Annotated in this window: 15 protein-coding genes; 6 read left to right on the top strand and 9 right to left on the bottom strand. The window is 41.6% G+C overall.

Translation table 11 applies throughout. The features are described 5' to 3' along the window. Positions 1 to 5: 5 nt before the first annotated feature. The 9 genes from AC570I_RS04755 to AC570I_RS04715 are packed head-to-tail and all read right to left on the bottom strand — an operon-like array spanning position 6 to position 6,331. On the bottom strand, positions 6 to 2,441 hold the full coding sequence (locus tag AC570I_RS04755; RefSeq protein ID WP_497404589.1) for a TraG family conjugative transposon ATPase: 2,436 nt from the start codon (positions 2,439 to 2,441) through the stop codon (positions 6 to 8). After that, entirely contained in the window at positions 2,422 to 2,718 is a 297-nt protein-coding gene (locus tag AC570I_RS04750; RefSeq protein ID WP_497404588.1) for a DUF4133 domain-containing protein, read from the bottom strand. Before AC570I_RS04750 ends, AC570I_RS04755 begins: the two co-directional genes overlap by 20 nt. A 1-nt stretch (position 2,719) precedes the next feature. Next, entirely contained in the window at positions 2,720 to 3,031 is a 312-nt protein-coding gene (locus AC570I_RS04745) for a DUF4134 domain-containing protein (RefSeq protein ID WP_497404587.1), read from the bottom strand. A 33-nt stretch (positions 3,032 to 3,064) separates the two neighbouring features. Next, entirely contained in the window at positions 3,065 to 3,376 is a 312-nt protein-coding gene (locus AC570I_RS04740; protein WP_497404586.1) for a DUF4134 family protein, read from the bottom strand. A gap of 4 nt (positions 3,377 to 3,380) precedes the next feature. Further along, complete coding sequence (locus AC570I_RS04735; protein ID WP_497404585.1) at positions 3,381 to 3,710, bottom strand: hypothetical protein; 330 nt, start codon at positions 3,708 to 3,710, stop codon at positions 3,381 to 3,383. Beyond that, positions 3,697 to 4,077 (bottom strand): hypothetical protein, encoded by a 381-nt coding sequence (locus tag AC570I_RS04730; protein WP_497404584.1) that lies wholly within the window; start codon positions 4,075 to 4,077, stop codon positions 3,697 to 3,699. The genes AC570I_RS04735 and AC570I_RS04730 overlap by 14 nt, the downstream gene beginning before the upstream one ends. Next, complete coding sequence (locus tag AC570I_RS04725; RefSeq protein WP_497404583.1) at positions 4,074 to 4,709, bottom strand: ParA family protein; 636 nt, start codon at positions 4,707 to 4,709, stop codon at positions 4,074 to 4,076. Before AC570I_RS04725 ends, AC570I_RS04730 begins: the two co-directional genes overlap by 4 nt. 11 nt (positions 4,710 to 4,720) lie before the next feature. Then, on the bottom strand, positions 4,721 to 5,920 hold the full coding sequence (locus AC570I_RS04720) for a relaxase/mobilization nuclease domain-containing protein (RefSeq protein WP_497404582.1): 1,200 nt from the start codon (positions 5,918 to 5,920) through the stop codon (positions 4,721 to 4,723). A gap of 3 nt (positions 5,921 to 5,923) precedes the next feature. Continuing rightward, on the bottom strand, positions 5,924 to 6,331 hold the full coding sequence (locus AC570I_RS04715) for a plasmid mobilization protein (protein ID WP_497404581.1): 408 nt from the start codon (positions 6,329 to 6,331) through the stop codon (positions 5,924 to 5,926). A gap of 1,271 nt (positions 6,332 to 7,602) precedes the next feature. On the opposite strand from AC570I_RS04715, the gene AC570I_RS04710 reads away from it, so the two are divergent. The 6 genes from AC570I_RS04710 to AC570I_RS04685 all read left to right on the top strand — a co-directional run bounded on the left by AC570I_RS04710 (position 7,603) and on the right by AC570I_RS04685 (position 22,706). Continuing rightward, positions 7,603 to 11,040, top strand: coding sequence for a DEAD/DEAH box helicase (locus tag AC570I_RS04710; RefSeq protein ID WP_497404580.1), 3,438 nt, complete (start codon positions 7,603 to 7,605; stop codon positions 11,038 to 11,040). Between the two features lie 90 nt (positions 11,041 to 11,130). Continuing rightward, positions 11,131 to 13,728, top strand: a complete 2,598-nt coding sequence (locus tag AC570I_RS04705) for a tellurite resistance TerB C-terminal domain-containing protein (protein WP_497404579.1) — start codon at positions 11,131 to 11,133, stop codon at positions 13,726 to 13,728. Then, positions 13,725 to 15,038: an ATP-binding protein gene (locus tag AC570I_RS04700; protein WP_497404578.1), complete on the top strand. Its 1,314-nt coding sequence runs from the start codon at positions 13,725 to 13,727 to the stop codon at positions 15,036 to 15,038. Before AC570I_RS04705 ends, AC570I_RS04700 begins: the two co-directional genes overlap by 4 nt. Further along, positions 15,035 to 17,167, top strand: coding sequence for a DEAD/DEAH box helicase (locus tag AC570I_RS04695; RefSeq protein WP_497404577.1), 2,133 nt, complete (start codon positions 15,035 to 15,037; stop codon positions 17,165 to 17,167). The genes AC570I_RS04700 and AC570I_RS04695 overlap by 4 nt, the downstream gene beginning before the upstream one ends. Positions 17,168 to 17,233: 66 nt before the next feature. Continuing rightward, entirely contained in the window at positions 17,234 to 17,599 is a 366-nt protein-coding gene (locus AC570I_RS04690; RefSeq protein ID WP_497404576.1) for a hypothetical protein, read from the top strand. A gap of 517 nt (positions 17,600 to 18,116) precedes the next feature. Continuing rightward, positions 18,117 to 22,706, top strand: coding sequence for an AAA family ATPase (locus AC570I_RS04685; protein ID WP_497404575.1), 4,590 nt, complete (start codon positions 18,117 to 18,119; stop codon positions 22,704 to 22,706). Positions 22,707 to 22,809: the final 103 nt, after the last annotated feature.

Genomic DNA, 22,809 nt, shown 5'->3' with positions numbered 1-22,809 from the left:
AAAGTTTAAATGGTGGATAAATTGACTTTTTTGACAAATTCCGGAAGCGAAAGCCCGCTGGATCTCATATCTGTGAGGAATGCCTCAAGACCTGCAGGATAAGAGCCAAAACGCTTTACATAGGATTCAACGGCAGTCTTTTCGGGCTTTTCGGTAGTGAATGTCAGATATTGAAACATCGATACTTCTACCCCATACACCTCACCGGTACTTCCGCGTTTGATATACACTTCCTTGAATTTCCCTCTACCGGCTTTATTTTCCAGGGCATTGATGGTGAAAATCTTGCGCTGCTCCACCTCACTCAAGGAAAGAAGTTTGGCGACCTGGGTATAATCCCCCCTGAACTTTGACTGGTCCATCAGGCAGATGGTATCGGAACTGGCCAGAATGGAATCCTTGATGACCGCATTTCCGATAATGTCGCCCAATTCCTGGGTCACCACAATAGGCTCGCCCCAGAATTTTCTCATCGTTTTATAAAGGTAGAGGATGTAGTTTGCCATTAAAGGAGAGGCAATTGCCTTCCATGCTTCCTCTAAAATCATTGCTTTCCGCTGCCCTGTCCGGTGCCTCATTTTCTGGAGGACCAGATCCATAATCACCAAGGTTACAATTGGAAATAATACCCGGTTTTCCTTAATCGAATCGATTTCATATACGATAAAACGCTGAGTAAAATCAGAAAAATCAGCATTTTCGTTGAGCAGTCTGCCATACTCTCCCCCGAAAGAGAATTTTTTAAGTACATAACGGTACTCATCCAGATCAAAACTGATCTTCTCGTTCTCCTTGATCTCTGCGATCTTATCAAGTGAATAATAATAGAAAGAATCAAAACATAGCGCGAAATCTGCCTTCCCCAAAAAGAAATCTGAATAGTAGGCCGAAAGTACATTTGAGAAAACCGTATCCTCAATCTGCGAAACGGTGCCATCTGCTCCTTTTAAAAGCAGGCCGATCAGTGTTTTCAGGAAATCCTTTTTTTCTATGTTATACTCTGCTTCAGAGATAAAAAAGGGATTCATCGTAATCGGATGTTCCTCGGTGTAAGTATAATACTTTCCCCCAAAGTAATTGCAAAGCCCGGAATAAGAGTGCCCTACATCAACAATCACGATATCGTAGTTATAGAGCATATACTGTTCGAGCAGACTGTTCATAAAAAACGATTTCCCTGTGCCTGAACTGCCCAGAACGAATTTGGATCGGTTGGTAATCCTTCCGCTATCCATCGGAAGATCCGCAAGGTCCACGCCTACCGGAATTCCCCTTCTATCGGTAAAGCGCATCAGAAAATCCGAAGGCTCATCCTTCATCAACCGCTCTTTGTAGAACAGGCATAGCGCCGCGTCCGCGGTAGTCAAAAACCAGTCGTATTTTTTCAGTCCCACCGCATTACCAGGCAACGCGCTTCTGAAGAGCTCCATCTGATTGTATGCATTTTTAGAGGGAATGATTCCCTGCTGAAATAGCGAAGCTTCTATAAAGTTACAGCTGGTATCTAAAAGACCCACCTCAGAGCAGACCAATAAAGAGTAATGGGCATTAACCAGCAGCTGATTTTCCCTTGCCACATCTATAAGGAGGTTATCGATATCCTCTACACACATCTGATTGGCCGGATCCGGAACGCCCGAATGTCGCTTTCGCTTTAGCTGCAGCTTGCTTAAGGTCAGGCTCTGCGAAGGGATTTCAATTAACTGGTTATAGCTAAGGCTATGAATCCCTGGAACCGAGGACAGGAAAGAGAGATTGTCCACTGGAAATTCCTGAAGTCCTTTCCCGTCGCTGGCAGTTAAATATGGGCCGATAGATTCGGGCATTTCGATGGAATCGATATTGACCAGGCTCATGCATCGGATTGCCTTCTCGCCAATACCGATTTCGGTATCCCCGGCCCTTAAGTTATTGAGCGAAAAATGATCTGAGGAGAAATCCATGGCCAGCATACGCGATACATAGCGCTCTATCTCGGCGCGTGAGAATAACTTTGGTGATAGCGATGCGCCTTTTAATAGTTCATAGACTTTAAAAATATTTGACACGAAATCTAAAAGTGCTTTCTTGTCATAAACATACATCGCCCTGCGTTTGACCTGACGGGTAACAATCAGATAGCAAGCGTGATCGATATATGCCCGCCCGGAGAAATGCTCATCATATTTTTGCTGCAGGGGCTCAGTTTGCGCTTTCGCCTGATATATTTTTTTGGCGAACACATCCTGTTTCTGAAGGATATACCCTTCACCCAGAATTTTAATCACATTTAAGAGCAGATGGTGAAAGCCTTGATAGGCGTCGGGGTCTGCGGAATAGATAAGTACGGGATTTTCGATAGAAATGATGACCGAAAAATCACCAGACTCACCATACAAAATAGAAAGTCCGCTTATTTTTTCAATTCCTGCATAAGGCAGTTTAAATTCCTGTTTTCCCATAACCTCCCCTTATATAAATACGATGAATGAATATCTCCCTGGACCTATTCTTATCATGAAGACCGGAGGACTGCTTGAAATGAGTATACAAGAGACCGCCGGCTATTGAAACAATGGTGACAAAGCCGCCGATATACATATTCACCAATGCACCGGTTATTCCTCCCAAGACCAGCCCAAGGCCTAATGAAGAAATCCCGTAGGCTATAAATTTCCCTTTGAAACCTCTGTAAACAAGGGGCTTTTGCAACCCCTTGTAAACCGGATACATTTTCATGCTATACGCCAAAAAATGCCTTGATTACTACCGATACCAGGACCAGAAAAAGACAGGAGCCACCCCAGCCCATAATTTCTTTATTGATGTCCTGATCACCGGAGTTCCATTTGATGTACACACGTACCCCACCGATAATACCTACCACGGCACCAATAGCAAGAGTGAGCGTAGAAACAGGATCTATATAGGACGTCAGCGAAGAAGTCGCTGCATTGATTCCCGTTGTTCCCCCGCCTGTCTGGGCGGAGACTGCCTGCGCCAAACCTAATAGCGTGGCCAATGACAAAAGTCTTTTATTTTTTACTGTCATATAAAATTGATAAAAATGGAATGAAAAATATTTTTACAGCCTGAAGAGACCTCGCAGGAATACGCTGATGAGCGATAAAAACAGGCAGGAAAAGAACCAGCCCATAACCTGCGCGTCGATGTGGTGCTTGCCCATCTGCCAGTTGGCATACACCCTTAAGCCCCCGAGGATTCCTGCAATTGCGCCGATGACAATTACCAGGTCAGAAAGCGAAAAATACCAGCTCTTCACCTCTGCCGATGCGGAATAGAACTCTGAGATTCCGGGCTGGGCATTGGCAGAAAAAGCAGAGAGCAAAAAGTGAGCAGCTAGTGCTGCTTTAAAAACAAAAGAGAAAACCCTCATAGATTTAATACGGTATTGCCCGGGTATGTTCAATAAGGTTGTCCTTGGCAAGCGAGAACAGCTGCTTTAAGCCTATGCCTCCAGTGGAAGAGACCGGACCACTTGAGATAGCAACTGCCGGCTTTTCCTCTTTCACGAAAGCCGCGACAGCTTCCTGTTTTTTCTCTTCCAGGGTGATCAGCTCCGGGCTGAAGGTCTCGGCAAAAAAATGCTCATCTTCAGAATTTTCCTCCGTCGAAATCTTGGGAGATAAAAACAGATCAAAGAATAAGTTGAGTAAATAGTAAAGGAGATAAACAGTAAAGATTGTGGTCAAAAAATCAGTCCAGCTCATGGGTCATATTTTTTAGGGTTTGAGAAATGTATTCGTTTAGCCAGGGATGGCTTTTTAGAAAGCGGTCAAGGGAAAAAACAATTACCCTGCTCATATCAATATTAGAGGCGGTCTTTAGCTGCCTTAATTTGCTCATCGTGCGCTTATCGATCCTAATCAGGATTTTCTCCTGCCCGTCCATATTGAATTCCTGCAGGGAGGACAGGAAGTCGGAAAGACGCTTGGGGTCCACGGCCAGTGTTTTTGCTTTCGGTTCATTACGGACAGGCTTTCCTTCTGCCTTGTTGCCGGGAGATTTTTGAGATAAGCCTTTCTGCTCTTCGAGCCTTGTTTTGAGCTGATCTGCGAGAGACTTAATTTCGCTCATGGTGATTTACCTTTCTTCATAAAGCTTTCGTAGACAAATTCCATTGCCGGCATAAAAACCGGTATCAAGGGCGCAGGGATATGTACAGTTCCCACCCGCTGAAAATCAATACGATCAGAAATGCAGGGTGAAACTTTCCCAAACCTGGATAGTACCCTGTCCACCTCTTCCCTGGTTTCATACTTTACGGTCGTTTTGATCCTGTTTGGCACATATACGACCGGAGCGAAACTGTTGATCTCTCTGCAGACAAGGGAAAAGAGCACTGTACTATCCACCGAAAATTCATCATAATTAAACGGGCAGATGATGAGTTCCGCTGAGCTGATAATGGGAATCAATAGATCATCATCCATTTTACCAGGAAGATCAATGAGCACAAACTCGTCCCGGTTTTGGTTCAATAGCTCTAAAAGCGCCGGAAAATATTTAAGGTCTGAAGGAATAACTTCATAAATGGGATCATTCTCCAGGATCTTTGCCTTCTCAAATTTACCGGAAATCGATGCCTGGTAATCCATATCCAATACTGTAACTTTCTTTTTTTTGAGCATAGAGAGATAATAGGCCAATAACAGACAGAGCGTGCTTTTACCGGCACCGCCCTTCTGGTTTCCGATTAGTATAACCATAAGCGTAAATTTTAACGTGTATTTGTTCTTGCCTTTTTCTGCCGCCTTCTGTTTCGACCTAGAATCTGCTCATCATCAATATCATCAGAGATATCAAAGCCAAAAGATAAATCAGCTATAGAAAATCCTTCCGATGGTTCGCTAACCAGGTCAGCCGCATTTACATCAGCCGGCGCAGATAGCAACATCTTCTCATCTGGAGCGAAACGATTTTCACAATGACTAGTCTTGACTTCCGAATCCTCAGCTGGTAACATTTCAAGCTGAAAACTAGGAGTAGTTTCCATAAATTTGCCAAGCGACATAATCTCGCTACCTTTGAAAACATTTTTTCCTGAATGGTCTAGAATGGTGTAACCATATGGAGGCTTGTCATTTTTGAAATGGAATACAAACTGCAGACCAAATGAGCTGGAAAGCTTCTCACAAAGAAGTGATGAATAGCCAAGTACCCTGCCCTCCCCCCCGCCCGCAAGCTTTTCCTTAAGGGGATAAACCCTCGAATCAGTGATCGGTCGATATTTTTCAAAGATCTGTTTCAACTGCGACCGCCGATCCTGAGAAGAATTCCCCATTGAAATATGTTCATCGATCCTTGATAAAGCAATGCTTCCAAGCTGCTGGCCAAACTTTGAAATCTTATAAATCCCGTCTGCCGCAGCGATGGCATACCCTTGCTTTTCTAGTATCAATAAAAACTGCGCATGTGTAGAAAAGCGGTATTGGAGTGCTTTAGACAAAACACTTTCAGCATTTATTTCCTCGTCCTTTCCAATTAGCTTATTAAGCACTTTATAGGCCCTGATCTTTTCATAGCTGTCGGAAATCTTATTTCCCTCATGGTCAATTCTAGAAGATACCATATGAATATGATTGTTCCTGGTATCCTTGTGAAAAATAAGAAGATAGGGTTGATCACCATATCCCATTCCTTTTAGCCAACGCTCCGCTAGGGTAACGAGTTCTTCTTTGCCCAGGGATCTTCCCTTAGGAGATATCATAGCATGGAACTGCGGATATACTACCCTACGGTTTCGGGCAGCTATTGAAGACAAGTAATTGATATAATCCTGAGGCTTTACTTCCGATAGTCCTTCAAGGGCACCAAATCCGGAAACTTTTAAAAGCTCTCCCTTATTTTTCTCTACCTTATTGGTATTGTACCTGACCGCTCTAAATGTTTTAGACTTCCAGAGGATTTTTACGATCATACCTTATCCCTTCAAAAGTCTGAGCAGCGCGCGCGTTGATTTCTCCATTTCCCTGAACAGGAAAATATAATCGGAAAACAGCTCATTGAATTTCTCGATCACTTCATTAGAGAGCATCCCACGTTTATTTAGGAAGTTGGCATGCCGGGCTAACTGATTGATGTTATTGCCAGACCTTCCGATCTCAGCGCCAATGTCATCAAGGCTTTTCATAACCTCAGATGCATTTACTTTAATCGATAAAGAAGATGAATTCAATAGCTTAACGCGGAGAAAATCACTCTCTTTCAATCCCAATGATACCCAAAGCGAGCGGATCAGGGCATATTCCGCTTCGCTGACCCTGGCCTTTATGAACTTTGTTCGTTTTCCCTCAAGCTTTAAAGGTCTTCCATTCTTTTTCCCGGTCATATCAAATGATTAAATGGTATCCTCCCTAAAAGAAAAAACTAGTTGCGACGTTTTTTCATCCCGCTCGCCCCCTTTGGGCGAAAAAAAGCGGGCAAGTTAAAGGGTTTTTGAGCAACAAAAACACAACTTGCAGGTTAAAAAACAAAAAAAATGCCTATACCAGTTTTAGGATAAAACCCAAAAAACAGAAGCCTCTTTCCCTGGCTCCGGCCAAAACAGTCCGACAAAAAAAGGCGAACATAAAATTTATTATTCCAGCTTACCTAAAAATAATACTAACCTGGTACTTTCTGATACTTCGACGCCGAATATCGGCCAATGTAGATGAGCCAATACACGGACCAATATTTTACCTGTTAAGCTGAACGCAAACCATTATAACCATAGCGGAGATAAATTAATATCTGGATATACGTATATTCATATCTCCAGCAATACAAATATGTCTTTTCCGGATGTACCAGCTAAAGAAAACATTACCTGAATCGATAATCTAGTATATTTCGATCCATGGATATTTAAATATATAGAAATGTTAATATACACATGTCTGGATTATAACACTATAGGAATCATCAATCATTCTACCTATTTCCAAATGATTAAAAAGTAAATACTAAAAAAATCAAAAATAGGCAAATGCCCATTCTTGAAATCTATCTTGCCGCAAAATCAAGGCGGACAATTTTTTAAATGCGGAACTACTCACGTCAGATCCCCCGATCCGGGCCATACAAGCCTGCCAATGCGCTCTCACCAAGTTGACGTTATCTCAAGGCTTCGCAGAATTTCCGGCTTTCGGCCGGATAATGTTTCATTCCCAAATGTCAAAGACCAATCTTTTTGTTGGTCAAAAATCATGAGGAAATCAGTGGGGATTTGACACCTTAACCAAAGTGCCTGCGATTTTTCCAAAAAGAAATAGAAATATTCCAAAACGATGAAAGAACCAGAAGAAGATTACAGCTTTTTGACTACTCGGGCAGGCTTTTTGCCTTTTTGAAAGGTAAATTATGGTGCAGTGGAAAAAATTCTGCGGGAGAGTTCAATGGCGGGAAGTACCGTGCAGCACTTTGCCATTCCTATAACCTGAATTGAGGAGAATTCGGAAAAGCTCATCTGAGAAAGCTTTTGCAGGTTCCAATAAATGCTACAGTGCATTTTTCCTAACAGCTCCAATGCGCTTGCTTCCCTACTTCTGGATCCGATAAGTAAAGAATTCTGTTTTCTTTTTTTATCTTGTCAAACTATACATCCATACACGCTCTCCAATGACCAGACCCTATTTCAACAGTACGATCGAACAATTAGAACTGGAATACGCCAACAAAAAAGGCAATCCAGGCCTAATGGATATATTATTAACTGAATTAAGCTATCGAAATACCCCAAGAGCAAAAAAACTTTTTGTCCAGATTACCGAACTGCAGGCGAATGGTTCAGAAAGAAAACAAGAAATCCCATCTGAAATTCAATCAGAGACGATTTCGCCAGCGATAACTAGAGAGACTGAAGTCAAGCCTCCACTACTCAGCAAGGAAAATAGTGAAAACATTCTCTCTGCATGGACCTGTTTGGAAGTACTATCACCACAGACATTCTTGAGACCTGAAAACCTGGCGCAGAATAGCGATCCATATCTCATTTCTTCATTCAAAAAAGGAACCTTGCCATGGGAAGGAACAGGTGAGAAGTCAAAGGTGAACTACCAATTATTTTACCATGTAATTTTGGGAACTATAAAAGTGGGTGAAAGCTTTAAAATGCTGCTGGACGTTTACGGAGATAGAACCGAAGAAAAGCAGGCTAAAAAAGGCGAGGCAGTATTGGCCTCGGTTATCGTTAACAATAAGGGAATAATGATTGAAAGCCCTGCAGTATCCATTTCCAGCTTTGCATGGGCATTGCCACATGCAATTTCCGGGAATTTACCTAAGCTCTCCAATTGGCCTGATCTGGAAGAAAAGCTCCATGAAGAACTCGATCTTTTACTTCGGGGAAAAGACGCTGAAGAGAGCCCGCGGCCTTTGACCTTGGATAAAATATCATACGCCTTTCAGTGGCTGGTCTCAAAGCTAAATATCCCCATTGAACTATCCAAAGAACACCAGTTTTCGGTGAAACACTTCCAATACTTTAAAAGTAGCGGTCCACCAGAGGCGCTGCTGCTTAACAGTTTCTATTTGAATGACCTATCTACAGCAAGTAAGCTCCTAAAAGCAAAAAAATCAACAGCAAACTTAGACCGATATTTAGGTAAAATAAATCCGACTGAAAAATACAATCTTCTTAACGATACTGATGCGCTTGAAAAAAGTATAGCACCAGCACTGATCCCGCCAGCTAGATGGCCTGGAAAAGACCGGCATCCATTAGTACTCTTACAACAATCGGCCGTTAACCTCACCTTCCAGAATTTAAAAACCAATGGGATTCTTCCTGTAAACGGCCCTCCCGGAACTGGGAAAACGACACTGCTAAGAGACATTGTTGCCGGAGTAATCACAGACCGCGCGGAGGTGATGTGCAGTTTTCAAAACCCTATAAACGCATTTCACACAACAGGAGAAAAAATAAATATCGGACAGGCCTGGATGCATTTTTATCAGCTTGATGAAAAACTTAAAGGATATGAAATGCTTATTGCATCCTCCAATAACAAAGCCGTAGAAAATGTGAGCTCAGAACTCCCATCGCTCTCTGCTATTAGCAGCGAATATCCAGAGCTTAGGTTTTTCAAAAGCTTATCAGATACGCTTCACAAAAAAGACACCTGGGGACTTATTGCAGCTGTTCTTGGCAATGGAAGAAACAAAAATATTTTCCAACAAAGCTTTTGGTGGGATAAAGAGAACGGAATGCGTGTTTACCTGGCCGAGGCAAGCGGAAATCCGCAATGGATTGAACAAACTGACCCTGAAACCGGGGAAGTAATAGAAAGAAGACAACCAAATATTATTACAGCCGAAAACGCCCCACCAAATCCAGAGACAGCATTATTAAAATGGAAAAACGTTAGAGAAGAATTTACCCAGCTGCTACAACAAAGCAAAACAGAACTAGCTAATCTGGAAAAAACACGAGCCCTGGTGCAATCACTAAAGCCACTAAAAGTAAACCTGTCCAAAGCTAAACTTGAGCTAACTTTAGCAAGCTCACTAAGTGAAAAAGCAAAGCAGCTTCACCAGGAAGACTCTAGCACCCTTAAACAAATTATAGAAAAGCAAGGTGATATCAATCAGTCTCGCATTATCCACAAAGAATTTAAGCCCGGTTTTTTCGCCTGGCTATTCGGCACAAAAGAATTTAAAACATGGAAAACTGAAGACAACAGGTATCTAGACTCATTATCCCAAGTTCAAACAACCTTGATTGCTGCTAAGCAAACCGAATCAGAGGCGCTAAAGATATTGACATCGGCTCAAAAAAAACAACAGACCCTGGAAAAAAACTATCAGGAGCTTTCGGCAAAAATCGAACTTATTCGCGCAAACATCGAAAGCGTCCGAAGTCAGCTCGGTGATCACCTTATTGGTGAAGACTTCTGGTTGCAAGAAAACAAACGCATTCATCTCACCTCACCTTGGTGCAGTGATGAGATCCAAAGAACCCGCGATAAACTCTTTATCTCAGCGATGAAAGTGCACAAAGCTTTTATAGATGCATCCGCTCAAAGACTCCGTCATAACCTGGGTCTGATGATGATGGTGTTATCAGGAAAAAAAATGCCCGATAAAGCAAAAGAAAAGCTTGTGCCCGACCTTTGGTTATCCTTATTTCTCACTGTACCCGCAATATCCACCACATTTGCATCAATCGAGCGGATGTTAGGTAATATTCCATCGGAATGCATAGGGTGGCTCTTGATCGATGAGGCCGGGCAAGCCTTACCCCAGGCAGCAGTAGGCGCTATCATGAGAAGCAAAAAAACAGTAGTGGTTGGAGACCCGATTCAGATAGAGCCCGTTGTACCGCTTCCAGAAATCCTGACCAGAAGCATATGTCAATATTTCAAGGTAGATGCTGACCGCTACAATGCACCGCTATCATCTGTGCAAACACTTGCAGATCAAAGCAGTACCTATATTGCAGAATTTGAAGGAATAGAGGGACTAAGAAAAGTTGGTGTCCCCCTACTGGTCCACCGCCGTTGTACAGAACCCATGTTCTCGATATCAAATGAAGTTGCCTATAACAAAAAAATGGTACAGGCAAAAAGCAGAGGAGATTCAAAAATCCGCGACCTTTTAGGGCGATCGAGATGGATTCAGGTAGAGGACCATTCCATGGATAAGTGGAGCAAAAAAGAAGGCGAAATCGTTATTAAAGCCCTACAAAAGCTAAAAACAGCAGGAATAGTGCCCGATATCTACATCATCAGTCCTTTCCTCATCGTGGCGGAAAACCTGCGAAAGCTGATTGAGGATAGCGGGATACTCAATGGATGGATAGAGGATTCCTTTTTATGGACAAGAGAGCGGGTTGGAACCGTACACACCGTCCAGGGCAGAGAAGCTGAGGCGGTCATATTTGTACTTGGTGCCCCATCCCCCGAACAAAACGGAGCTAGACGCTGGGCAGGTAGCACGCCAAATATCCTTAACGTTGCAGTAACCAGAGCAAAAGAGGCCATATACGTGATAGGAAACAGAAACCATTGGAAAAGTGCAGGATTATTCAGCCAATTGGTAGAAAAATTGCCTTTATAACAAGCAGAATGATAAAAACATAGAAATTACATTTTCCCATAAAAGAATCTTAAAAACATTCAATATATTACCTCCATCCAAAGCGCGCTCATGATCGGTTTTTATCTTTTATTGATTGGCCTGGCTATCGTTTTTTTAACCACGCCAAATGCCAGAAAAAAAATAGCTGAAATTTATACCAAAGTTTCGGTGTTTTTTGCCCGTTTGTCTAATTACGCTCAGGTCATTTCTCAAGTGCTATTTAAAATTTCGGTCAAAAATTCCGCTCCCAAGGCAACAAACAGTAAGTTATATAGTGAGTTTATTGATAAGAATGTGGCAATCATTCCACCCTCGGATATAGAACCTGCTCTTTCAGACAGCTCAATAAAAATACCTCAACCAAATAAAACAATAGCAAGCGCAGAAACCTTGCTCCCGATAAGCAGTCATCCGCACTCAGACTCAAAGGCACCCGATATTTCATCAGCGGTTATTCTTAGGTCAAGTCCAGAGATAGCAAATGTAATAGAAAATTCAGGCGAACAAGAAAATCAAGCGGACAGGCGTTATCTAATCGCTCAAATACTTTCCAGTCTCATTGAAAAAATAAATACACGACCCGCACAGATAATAGAAATAAAGCAAGAGAAAACCATTCCTGCTGACTGGAATCCTACCCTAGACCAGGAAAAAGTTGAAGCTCAAAGTTTAGTCGATCAATTAGATAAGCCCACAAATATACAAGAGTTGGAAGACCCAGGGCAAATAGAGATTGCTCAAGAAAAAATTAATCAAACACAAACCTTGGAGGAAAAAATAAAGAACGCGCCGCACCCAGAACAACGTTTTATTTCTTCTAATGACGAGATACACTCAGTGATAAAAGAGAGCATGGAAAACGTTAGTTTAGAGCAAGATGAAATGGAGGATATCTGGACTAAGCGCGAGAGCATTATTGATGAGGTAATTGATATCGATGAGGAGAATGAACCAATCGATCAAGAAAAGCTTTCTTTCCGATTGGATCTGGTCATTCCAAACTGGCCACACCGATATATCTATTCATTTTCAGACCTCAATCAGGCTAGTAGTGAGCAAAAGGAATTTTATGGCATCTTCAAACAAGAATTTCTTCAAGGCAATAGCATTGATACCCTTGGAAATAGCAATTACTATTTTATTCTTCTTTTTGACTTATTGCAGGATTATGAATCCCATAAGGACATTATAAAACTGGAAAAGCTGATAGACCGGCTATCCGCTGCATATCCAAGAACGAGAAGTTATGCAACAAGATTTCTACTGGAGAAAATGCGTCAGGCTTCCTATACTCAAGGCATAACCAGACTGGAAAACAAAGTTACAAGCGAAATATCCTATATGTCCTGGGACTGGCGAAGCCGTTACCGTGATAAACTTAAGCTTAGTAAATCGGATATGGATATCCTTGAAAAAATCAGCCTTCCATCCAATGTCTTTGTGAGCATCCCGTTTTGCGGGGCAGAACTTGTTAAGCTTTATATCCGTTCGGTAAAAGTTTTGCATGAAGCCTACAAAAGGAAGAATCTAAGCGAAAAGGTAGAATTTGATATTATCCTCGATCTAATTGCGAGAAAAGAACGCCGTTACCATTTGAATAGTCCAAACTATAACTATGAAATAAAATACGGCTCAAACGGTCTTTATGGATACATCCTAAAATACTGCGAGCAAAACCTGCGGGCACATTACCATTTCAAAAAGCTTTCCGGATTTGAGCGTCAATATACGCATACAGAAGTACAAAAAGCAGTTAGAGAGCACATTATCATCCATATTGAAGAGGCGTTTAATGAGCTTTCCTCAGGCATTGCTCCATTAGACGAACAGACCGAAAAAGCGCTATATACCATCCATCCTACCCGTTGGAAATCTACTCTTATTTTAGACCAAAGCCATTACGAAAAAAAAGGAAAAGAAACCTTTATTACAGAAGCTGAGCAGATAATTACCCTCAATAACAGTAACCCCTCCCTCGAGCAGATATACCTCGAACTTTCCAAATTCCTAATTGATCTGGACAAACAGCTTAGCATAGAGTATTTTTTAAAGTATGCAGCGCAAAATGTATCTGCACTAAAACTAGGATTCAAAGAGATGCCTAAGGCGATGTCTAAAAAACTCTTTAAAGATCCCATAAATGAAGCCCGCTTCCTCGGCGTGTTGTTAAAAGTTATAAAAAGGGACACAATAATTAGCGCGGCCCTGATGGAGGTCAAGGATTTTTATGAGCCCATCAGAAAAAAAATCAAACTCGATGAAAATGCTATTCAAAAAGTCCAAAGTGAATTTTCGGGAACAGTAGGACTGCTAGGAGAATTTTTAGCGGATGAGGATCCACAGGAACAACAACCAGCCGGTATCCACACACCGAAACTGCAGTCAGCTAAGGACGCCTCTAGCAATACAACAAAAAATAGCACCGATTACAAACTAGAAATCAAGGAAATAGAAGCCGGTTTACTGGAACTGTTTGAAAACAACGATTTTACTTTGGAAAGTCAGCTGATAAATGATTACTGTACCTCAAGCGGCACAGTGAGCAGCGTGCTGATCAATAACCTCAACGAAAACTGCTACGAACTAATTGACGACCTGCTCATTGAGCAAGAAGGAAGTCACTACTATATCAACAAACATTATTACGCTCAAATAAAAGACATATGATTACTGGATTAAAACCAAGGGAGGCTACAGCCATCATAAATTCCCTTACAGGAGGAGTAGTTCCAAAGATTGGCCTTCAACACATCACCGTAGGGCGCTCTGCAGAGGTAGATGCATTCTTGCAGGCGCTTAGTGACGTTAAAAACGGACACAGCATGTTTAAGTTCTGGATTGGCGATTTTGGTTCCGGCAAATCCTTTATGCTGCACCTTTTAAACACGGTTGCATTAAAACAAAAATTCGTGGTTGCCAATGCCGACTTCACCCCGGATAACCGCCTATATTCCAATGACGGCAAAGGCGTCGCCCTATATTCAGCCATCATGGACAATATATCCATACAAACCATGCCTGAAGGCGGGGCCCTGCCTACCCTGCTTGAAAAATGGATTGAGCAAATGCTCGGTGAAGCCGCGGCAGAGCACGGCATCAGCCTGATGGATATCAGGAAAGAAGAACATCTGCCTCTTGTGGAGCAGAAGATCATGAAAGCCATCAACACTATTACCGAAGTCGGTGGATTTGACTTTGGGCTGGTGATATTAAAATATTATAAAGGCTATATTACAGGTGAAGACGGGTTAAAGAGAAATGCACTAAAATGGCTCAAAGGAGAATACCGTACCAAAACCGAGGCCAGAGCAGACCTCGACGTAAGAGAGGTTATTAATGACCTGAATTACTATGACATGCTGAAGAACTTCTGTAAACTTTTTGTGAGCATGGGGTATAGCGGCTTTATGGTCAACCTGGATGAGGCTATAAACCTCTATAAAATATCCACTTCCACGATGAGGGAGAAGAACTACGAAAAAATCCTTACGATATACAATGACTGTTTTCAGGGAAAAGTGAATAACTTATTTTTTAACCTGGCCGGCACAAAAGAAGTTCTGGAAAACGAACGCAGAGGCCTCTTTAGCTACCGGGCCCTTAGGTCAAGACTGGAAACCAATAAATTTGAGACAGCGGAGATCAGAGATTTTGCGCAGCCAGTGATCAGGCTTTTGCCACTGGACCATAATGAGATTTTTGTACTGCTGAAAAACCTCAAACAAATCTTTGATTTTAACTTCAGCACCAATATTGCCATAGATGAGCGGGATATTCACCAGTTTATGGAAGAGCTTTTTAATAAACCAGGCGCTGAAGAATTCCTGACACCAAGAGAAGTTATCCGCGACTTTCTGAATATCCTGAGCCTTTTAAGGCAAAATCCAGAAATAGATAAGCAGCAATTATTTGGCGATTTGCAGGTAAAAGATGAACGTCCGGTTGAAATGAGTCTGGATGATATCGAAGAACTATGATCGAGCTATTATCCGAACCTATAAGAAGATATATCCGCGATAAACGGTGGGAAGAGCTACGCGCCATCCAGAAGCATGCCATCAAGCATATTATGGAAAGCGAGAAAAACGTGATTCTATCTTCACGTACCGCCTCGGGAAAAACAGAGGCTGCGTTCCTACCGATGCTCTCTAAAATCGACTTTAAAAAACCGGGAGTAAAAATTCTTTATATCTCCCCGTTGATAGCACTTATCAACGATCAGTTCAACAGAGTAGAAGAACTGTGCGAATACCTGGATCTCCCGGTAACCAAATGGCATGGGGAAGCCAAAAAATCAGCTAAAGAAAACCTGCTTAAAAACCCGGACGGCGTAGTGCTTATCACGCCGGAATCAATAGAGGCCATGCTGGTTAATAAGGAGCAGAACGCAATAAAATTGTTCAGCAGCTTACAGTTTGTGGTTATCGACGAGATCCATTCCTTTATCGGAACAGACCGGGGCATGCAGCTGGCCTCACTCCTTTCCCGATTATCGAGCTTTCACTCTTCCAGGTTTCGGGTAATCGGACTATCTGCTACGATCGGAGCGATAGCAGAGACAAAGAAATTGACCGGAGATGCAGAAGGGACAACATTGCTTAGAGACAAAGCTCCCAAAGAGATGGAGGTGTCATTTCGATATTTCAAAATGGAAGGTGCCGAGCTTCCAATTGAGCTCATGAAAGACCTTTATTTAGAGGTAAAAGACAATAAGGTACTCATTTTTCCAAACAGCCGTGGCAGAGCAGAAGAGGTATCAGTCAAACTTAAAAAAATATCAGACCGGCTCAAAGGCCATAGCTATTACTTTTCCCACCACTCCTCCATTGATAGAGAACTAAGAGAATATATCGAACAGTTCGCAAAAAACAACAAACGCTATCCATTCAGCATTTCATGCACCTCGACCCTGGAGCTGGGCATCGATATTGGTTCAGTTGAAAAAGTAGTACAGATTGATGCAGCACATTCAATATCTTCCCTTATCCAAAGAGTAGGCCGAAGCGGAAGGCGTGAAGGCGAAAAAAGTAGCCTGATATTCTACGCTACAGACCAATGGAACCTATTACAGTCACTTGCCTGTTTATTACTTTTCAGGGAGGATTTTATAGAACCCGTTCTTGCCTCAGAAAAACCCTACGATATTCTGCTTCACCAGATGCTCTCGATAATTAAACAAACCAACGGCAGAACACCTCAGCAGCTAAAAAAACGTATCAAAGAAAACTATGCTTTTGAGCACATCCAGGAAGGTGAAATGGATGAGATCATACAAACGCTGGTTGAAAAAGAGCAGCTCGAGCTAATCGGAGGAGAATTGATTATTGGTGTAGAAGGCGAATGGACAGTTAATAATAAAGACTTCTATAGCGTCTTCCGCTCAGATCCCAGCTTCAAAATCATTCACTACGACAAAACAATAGGCGAGCTCCCGCTAATGTCTGCGTTTCAGATAGATGAAAACATTCTTCTGGCAGCGAGAATCTGGAAGATAACCGAGATCGACTACAAGGCAAAAAAGATATTTGTTATCCCGGCAAAAGACGGCAAAAAGCCCATGTTTTTCGGCACTGGAGGAGAAGTGCATCCAAAGATCAGAGAAAAGATGCTTGAAGTGGTTTCCTGCCAGCAAGAATACCAGGAGCTCAACGAGGAGGCAACCGAAGCGTTACGATTATTAAGACTTGACTTCAAATGTTATCCCATAACCGACATATCATTCCAACGCCCCTTGGTAGCCAAACATGCTGAAACCATATTCTATTCTTTCCAAGGCACTAAGGTCAACAAAAGCATAGATTTCCTGCTAAGACTTCAGGGGATTATAGCAGACTATAACGAACATGAGAGCAGTTTTAACTTTAAAGCTGGTCCAGGCGAAGTCAAAGCCATACTAAAAAAACTTGAAGCATCAAAAGAACAGATAGATTCCGCATTAATTAGTATGTTAGAAGGCAACCCTGCAGTAATGGAGTTTTCAAAATGGGGAACCCTATTACCCCTTCAATATCAGCTCATGATATTAAAGCTTAAAGTCTATGACTTTGAACAAGCTGAAAGTTTCTTAAAAAGATGCGCATTTGTAGAAGTACCCAATGGGTGTTAATACATAAGAAGCCACTAACCACCAAGCCCTAAAGAGTCAAAGAAATATTTACCAAATAAAAGCCTAATGTACCGATTCACAAAACAAAATCAGGACCAGAGTCCGGAACAACTGTGGACTCATATCCAAAAAGTCCTGAAAGGAAAAACGTTTATATTAAGTATTACCGATATCGTCTACGAACTACTGAAGGCTTCAGATAAAGGTATCATTTACCGTGCTAAAAGCAGAAGCGGAAATGAGCCTGAAGCTATTACAAAAGAAAATGCATTAACCATTCTCCAAGGACTTAAGATTCTAAAAACATTCAATACCACCACCACCAAGACCCTGTTTCGCACAACCAAAATCTACCGCCAGAGAAGCCCCCTATTCGCCATTCTAATTGAAAGTGGTATAATAGAGAAAAATACGAAAGACATATCTAACTAGAAAGATTCCTCATGCCAGTCTGAGCAATTCAACTATGTAATTTGAATTAAAAAAATGCCTACCATTCAAACGATATTAATGAATGAATTTGCTTTAATGGTGAATGCGGAAATTAAGAGGTGAATTCTATTTCATTAATTACTCCAAAAGAAGACACTATATAAATCGAACAGGGATCAAAAAAATCGCAAAATCCACCGCTCAACCAGACATGCCTCAGAGGGACGATGTAGAATGCAGATCACACATTAAAACTTCCAAGGCTTTAGCAGACGAAGATTAATAAGTCCAACATTCCCAAGACAATTGATCATTATAGGGTGAGATACGCTCCTAACAGCAACTTAACTTGTAATCTAGCATCCAAAACCTCCTACCCAAGAAGGCGAATACCCAAATCATTTTAACATTCAAATTCTTTTTGGTCCAATAAGATTAATTCTTTAACAGGTTTGGTGCAAAACTTCGTTCTTTATACTTTTTGACTTTGTTTATCTTTATCTCATAGCGAAAATTAATGATTGAGATCTCATACGAAACACCCGAAATAGAAGATAATATAGAAAAGCCCACAGCCTATCCAAACCAGTCCTACCCCTATAATGCGCTTCCAAACCCCCGCAGGTTCGAAGAGCTGATGTATTCTGTTGTTAAAGGAAATCTGGGAAGGAATGCATTTGCAGAATTTGATGACATCAGGCTGATGTCAGGCGTAGGTGAGCAAGGAAGAGACTGTGCACTATACGCGAAGGGGAATGCTACAGGCTTAATCCAGTGTAAGAAATATGACGTTAATTTATCAAAGGAGGATTTTGGAAGAGAGATTACCAAGTTTGTCCTATATAGTCTGCTGGAAAAAAAACTTATCCACGACCCGGTTACCTTTCAATACTTTATTGCGGTATCAAAAGGACTCGTAAAGGAATGCAGCAATACCATCAGTAGCTTTAACCAGGAAATCAAATCAGAGCCTTCACTAAGTAGCTGGATAAACTATAATTTAAATAAATATGTAACGCTAGCCCCATTAAAAGTTGATCCACTGGCTACAGCAGACCGAACGTTGGAGATTTTGGAAAAACTTAAAGTTGTTCCGATCATACCCTCAGATATAGATCTTCTTATCGATTCTTGTGACAACTCGGGGCTAAGTCGGCTGTTTTTTGATGTGAAGGCAGTGACCGACAATTCAGAAATCAAAGGACTGAGAAATGACCTTGAAGGCATATTTGGCAAAACGTTATTCAACGCCGAAAAAATAAACAAAGAATTATCCTGGGGTTCTGTAAGCCTAAAATCGGAAAAAAACGAGCTATCAGAAATCCCTGATTCCCACATCGAAAGAGATGAGACCAAACAGTTGTTAGACTGGATTACTACACCTTCAAAAAAAGACACGCTTGGCAGGGATCTGAACATTTGCCTGCTCGCTGGCCATGCAGGAATAGGAAAAACAGTCATTCTTAAGGACCTATACGACCAGCTGGTTTTAAAAGATATCCCTGTTCTTGGCCTTAAAGCAGACAAACTTGCCTCTTCCAGTATCAAACAGCTACAGGAAAAAATAGGCATTTCAGCCCCGATCTATGAGTTCATAGAAGCGTGTAAACAACAGTTTGAAACAACGCTGATATTGATCGATCAAATTGATGCGCTCTCTCAATCGATGTCTTCGGACAGGTCATTTCTCCAAGTATTCAAGGACCTGATCGAACAGTTTCTATATGATAAAAATATACGTATAATCATTTCAGTGAGGGTCTATGACCTCATGTATGACCCATCGTTAAGGGTATACAAAAACATAGAAAGCATCACCGTGCAAAAACTCCAGGAAGAACAGGTATTTAAACAACTTGAAAAAGTTGGGATCCACCAGCAAATGATACCGGGTAAACTCGTTGAAATACTCAGGACGCCCAATCATTTAAATGTGTTTTCCAGGATCTACAAAGCCAACAATAAAAGTCTTGGCATTATCAACGTACAGCAGCTATACCAGGAACTTTGGAAACAAAAAGTCACAGCCTTGCCAAAGGATGGTCCAAGGGGCAGGATAAAGATCAGGGCAATGCTTTATCATCTCTCAGAGCTGATGTTTACCCAGCAGCAGATCTCGGTCAGCGAATTTCAATTGGAAGATTATACTGAGGAGCTTAGTTATCTGGAGAGCGAAAGGTTGGTTAAGAAAGATGAATCCCAGATCCAGTTTTTTCACCAGACCTTTTATGACTTTGTTTTCGCAAAGCAGTCCATCGAAAAGGGAAAACCCTTGAATGAGTACATCAAAGAAAACGGACAGTCCATACTGATACGGTCAGCAGTGAAAATGATGATCGGCTATCAAAGAGACTATAGCCCTAAGGTCTACATCACCATGCTGGATAACCTGTTCAGTGACCCTGATATTCTCTTTCACCTTAAACATTTGGCACTCTCGACGATCCTGTTTCATGATCATCCAAGCAAATCAGAGGAGCTTGTGGTCAAAAAGGCAATAAGCGAATCTTATTATCTTTACGTTTTATTTTTTCAGCATGCCATTTCCAGCCAATGGTTCAAATTCTCCCTCGATCATCATTTACTTCATGCACTTAAGGGAGAAATAGGAACAATTATTCAAGCCCCACCTGTCGATCCCCGGGAACTACAGATTGTTAAAGAAGCTGCATTCTTCTTTCTGCGCAACGCCTGCCTGTCAAACCACCCAGGGGCATGGGAATATCTGTTGAATCATAACGATCAGCAGACTACAAGAAACATAGTCTCATTTAACCAGGATTGGAGTAACCCTAAATCATTTCAGGCCTTTGAGGAATGCATTAATTTCGAGGCTACTGCCCCATATGAGTACTATCAAACCTTAAACAGTATTGCGATGGTCAACCCTGATTATGTGTTAAAGCTTCTGGAGGTACATCTTAGAAATCACCACAAAAAAGAAAAGTCCGACCGGCAATATCAGGAACACCAGGTACTCAAAACACTGACGAAGAAAACACCCGAAAAACTCATTCCTGTTCTGCTGAACGCTATATATGATGACTTTGATCAGCCCTTCAATGATAAGATACTGGTTGGTGATTACCGGTACATGCAGGTAGACCTAACTGATAAAGATACCCTTAGCGGTAAATATTACCTATACAGGCTTCTGGGCGTATGTCTAAAAAGATGTGCAGCAGGCAAAGAAAGAGATTTCTTAATTTTCTTCAATCAATATAATCGCAGCCGGTATAAACCCATGCTAAGATTACTCATATTTGCGATGGAGGGTAATGAGGAAGAATACAATAAGCAGATTTTTGGAATGTTTGAATATCTCCTTGCATGTAACGAGGTTGGATATGATACCAGGCTTGCCATTATTTTCAGGAAACTCTTTGAAACTACGTTCCCTACATTTACTCCAGAGCACAAGCAAAAAATAATTGATTTGATCTCTCGGATGTCAAATAGCGAAGAATACATCCATTACAATAAAGAGCGAGAACCAGAAAAAAGACTATTCTGCAATCTGGGGATTTCCAAATTTACCTGGCTCCGAAAAATCCCTGCTGCTTATCTAAGGAAAGATCCAAAGCTCTGGAGAACTTTCACATGGATGGAGAGAAAATTCGGGCTGTATCAAGAGCAATTACCAGGAAGACCGCTAATGGCGAGTATGGTCGGAACACCAATTCCTTCCGGGGCATATCAAAAAATGAGCAATGAGCAATGGCTAGCCTCCTTTAAAAAATACGATGGCAGCAAACGCGAATATAAAAACAACCGCCTAAAGGGAAATATTTTTGAACATGCAAATGCATTTAAAGGCGCGGTAAGGCAGCAGCCAACCTGGAAAAGAAATGAGCTGATCAAACAGGCCTGGACGGATGCTGAAGTAAACCCACTCTATGCAATATATGGACTTTGGGGCTGGTCGGAAAGTAACGCCGATCCTAATGACATCCTCCCATTGTTCAAAGAAATCATCAGTAGCGGAATTCATGAAAGCCTTCTACGCGACTGCCTTTATGTGGCCAAAAATCTAATTGGAAATAAACATGATGATCGCTCGGTGGTAGAATTTCTATGTCAAAAGGCTTTAGACTTTAAGCACGAAGATCCGTTTTATGAGGATGAAGAGCGCGAGGAAAAGGAAACCTCGACAGGCGGCCTAATCTCCAGAGGCATCAATACCTCAGACGGAAGCGCTGCGGAGGCATTGGTACATATTAGCGATAAAAGCTATAGCGATTTGGTATTTTCCACACTGGAAAGCGTGTTGGCCTCAGGACCTAAATCAAGCAAATCCGCCGTGCTCTTTCATTTTGCCTACCTGATGAACATGGATAAGAAGCGTGCTTTTGATCTTTTTTTAAAACACTTGCTCATTGAAGATGATATCTACGTTATCGCATCATCCATATGGTCGCTGCAATACATGGGGAATTATGACTTTACCAGCCTAGTTCCAGTATACGAAAAATTGGTAAGTGCTAAAAACCTGGGATCAGACGATAGCCGTTGGCTCTTTACTATATTATATGGATCATATCTACATCAAGAACCCGAATCCGGGCGATTGATCAACAAATTGATTACCAACAATAAATATGCATGCAGAACCGCAATACACGATATCATGGACCACTATTATCTGATTGAAGGGACAAAGCAGCTGAACGATGAATTACTTGACTTTATCGTTTCCAAAGCGAGCGAAGAAGATTTTGAAAGCCTTTCATGGAACATCAACGCCTCCTCACAAGTTAAGCTCGAAGATATCAGCCCATTTTTAGATAAGTATATCCGCTCCCCTTTCTTTAAGATAACAGACGGTTTGATTGAATACCTTTCTTTTCAGTGCAGGTTATATCCAATGCTGGCGATACAAATGTTTGAACTTAGTCTGCAAAGCAATAAGTTTGAGAAAACAGGCAGATATGGCCTTTACACCAATGACTCGGGAACAAAGTTCATCATCAGCGCCTTTAATGCCCTGATCCACAATGATCAGGCGAGTAAACTGGAGCGGGAAAAATTAATGAAGGCGTTTGATCTGGTCTTGAAGGACTATAGGTTCCGCGCTGACACCGATAAGCTTATTGATGACTTGGCTTAAAAATAATCGGGTATTATAGCATGCAAAAGAGGGCAAAGAGGCCATCAAAATATCAGTTGACCGGAAAGTTAAATGTTTATAAGATACACTGACTTTTTTTGGT

This window comes from Pedobacter sp. A2324, assembly GCF_059693705.1.
The sequence above is the reverse complement of the archived record's forward strand: the minus strand, read 5'-3'. Positions and strand labels throughout refer to the sequence as shown.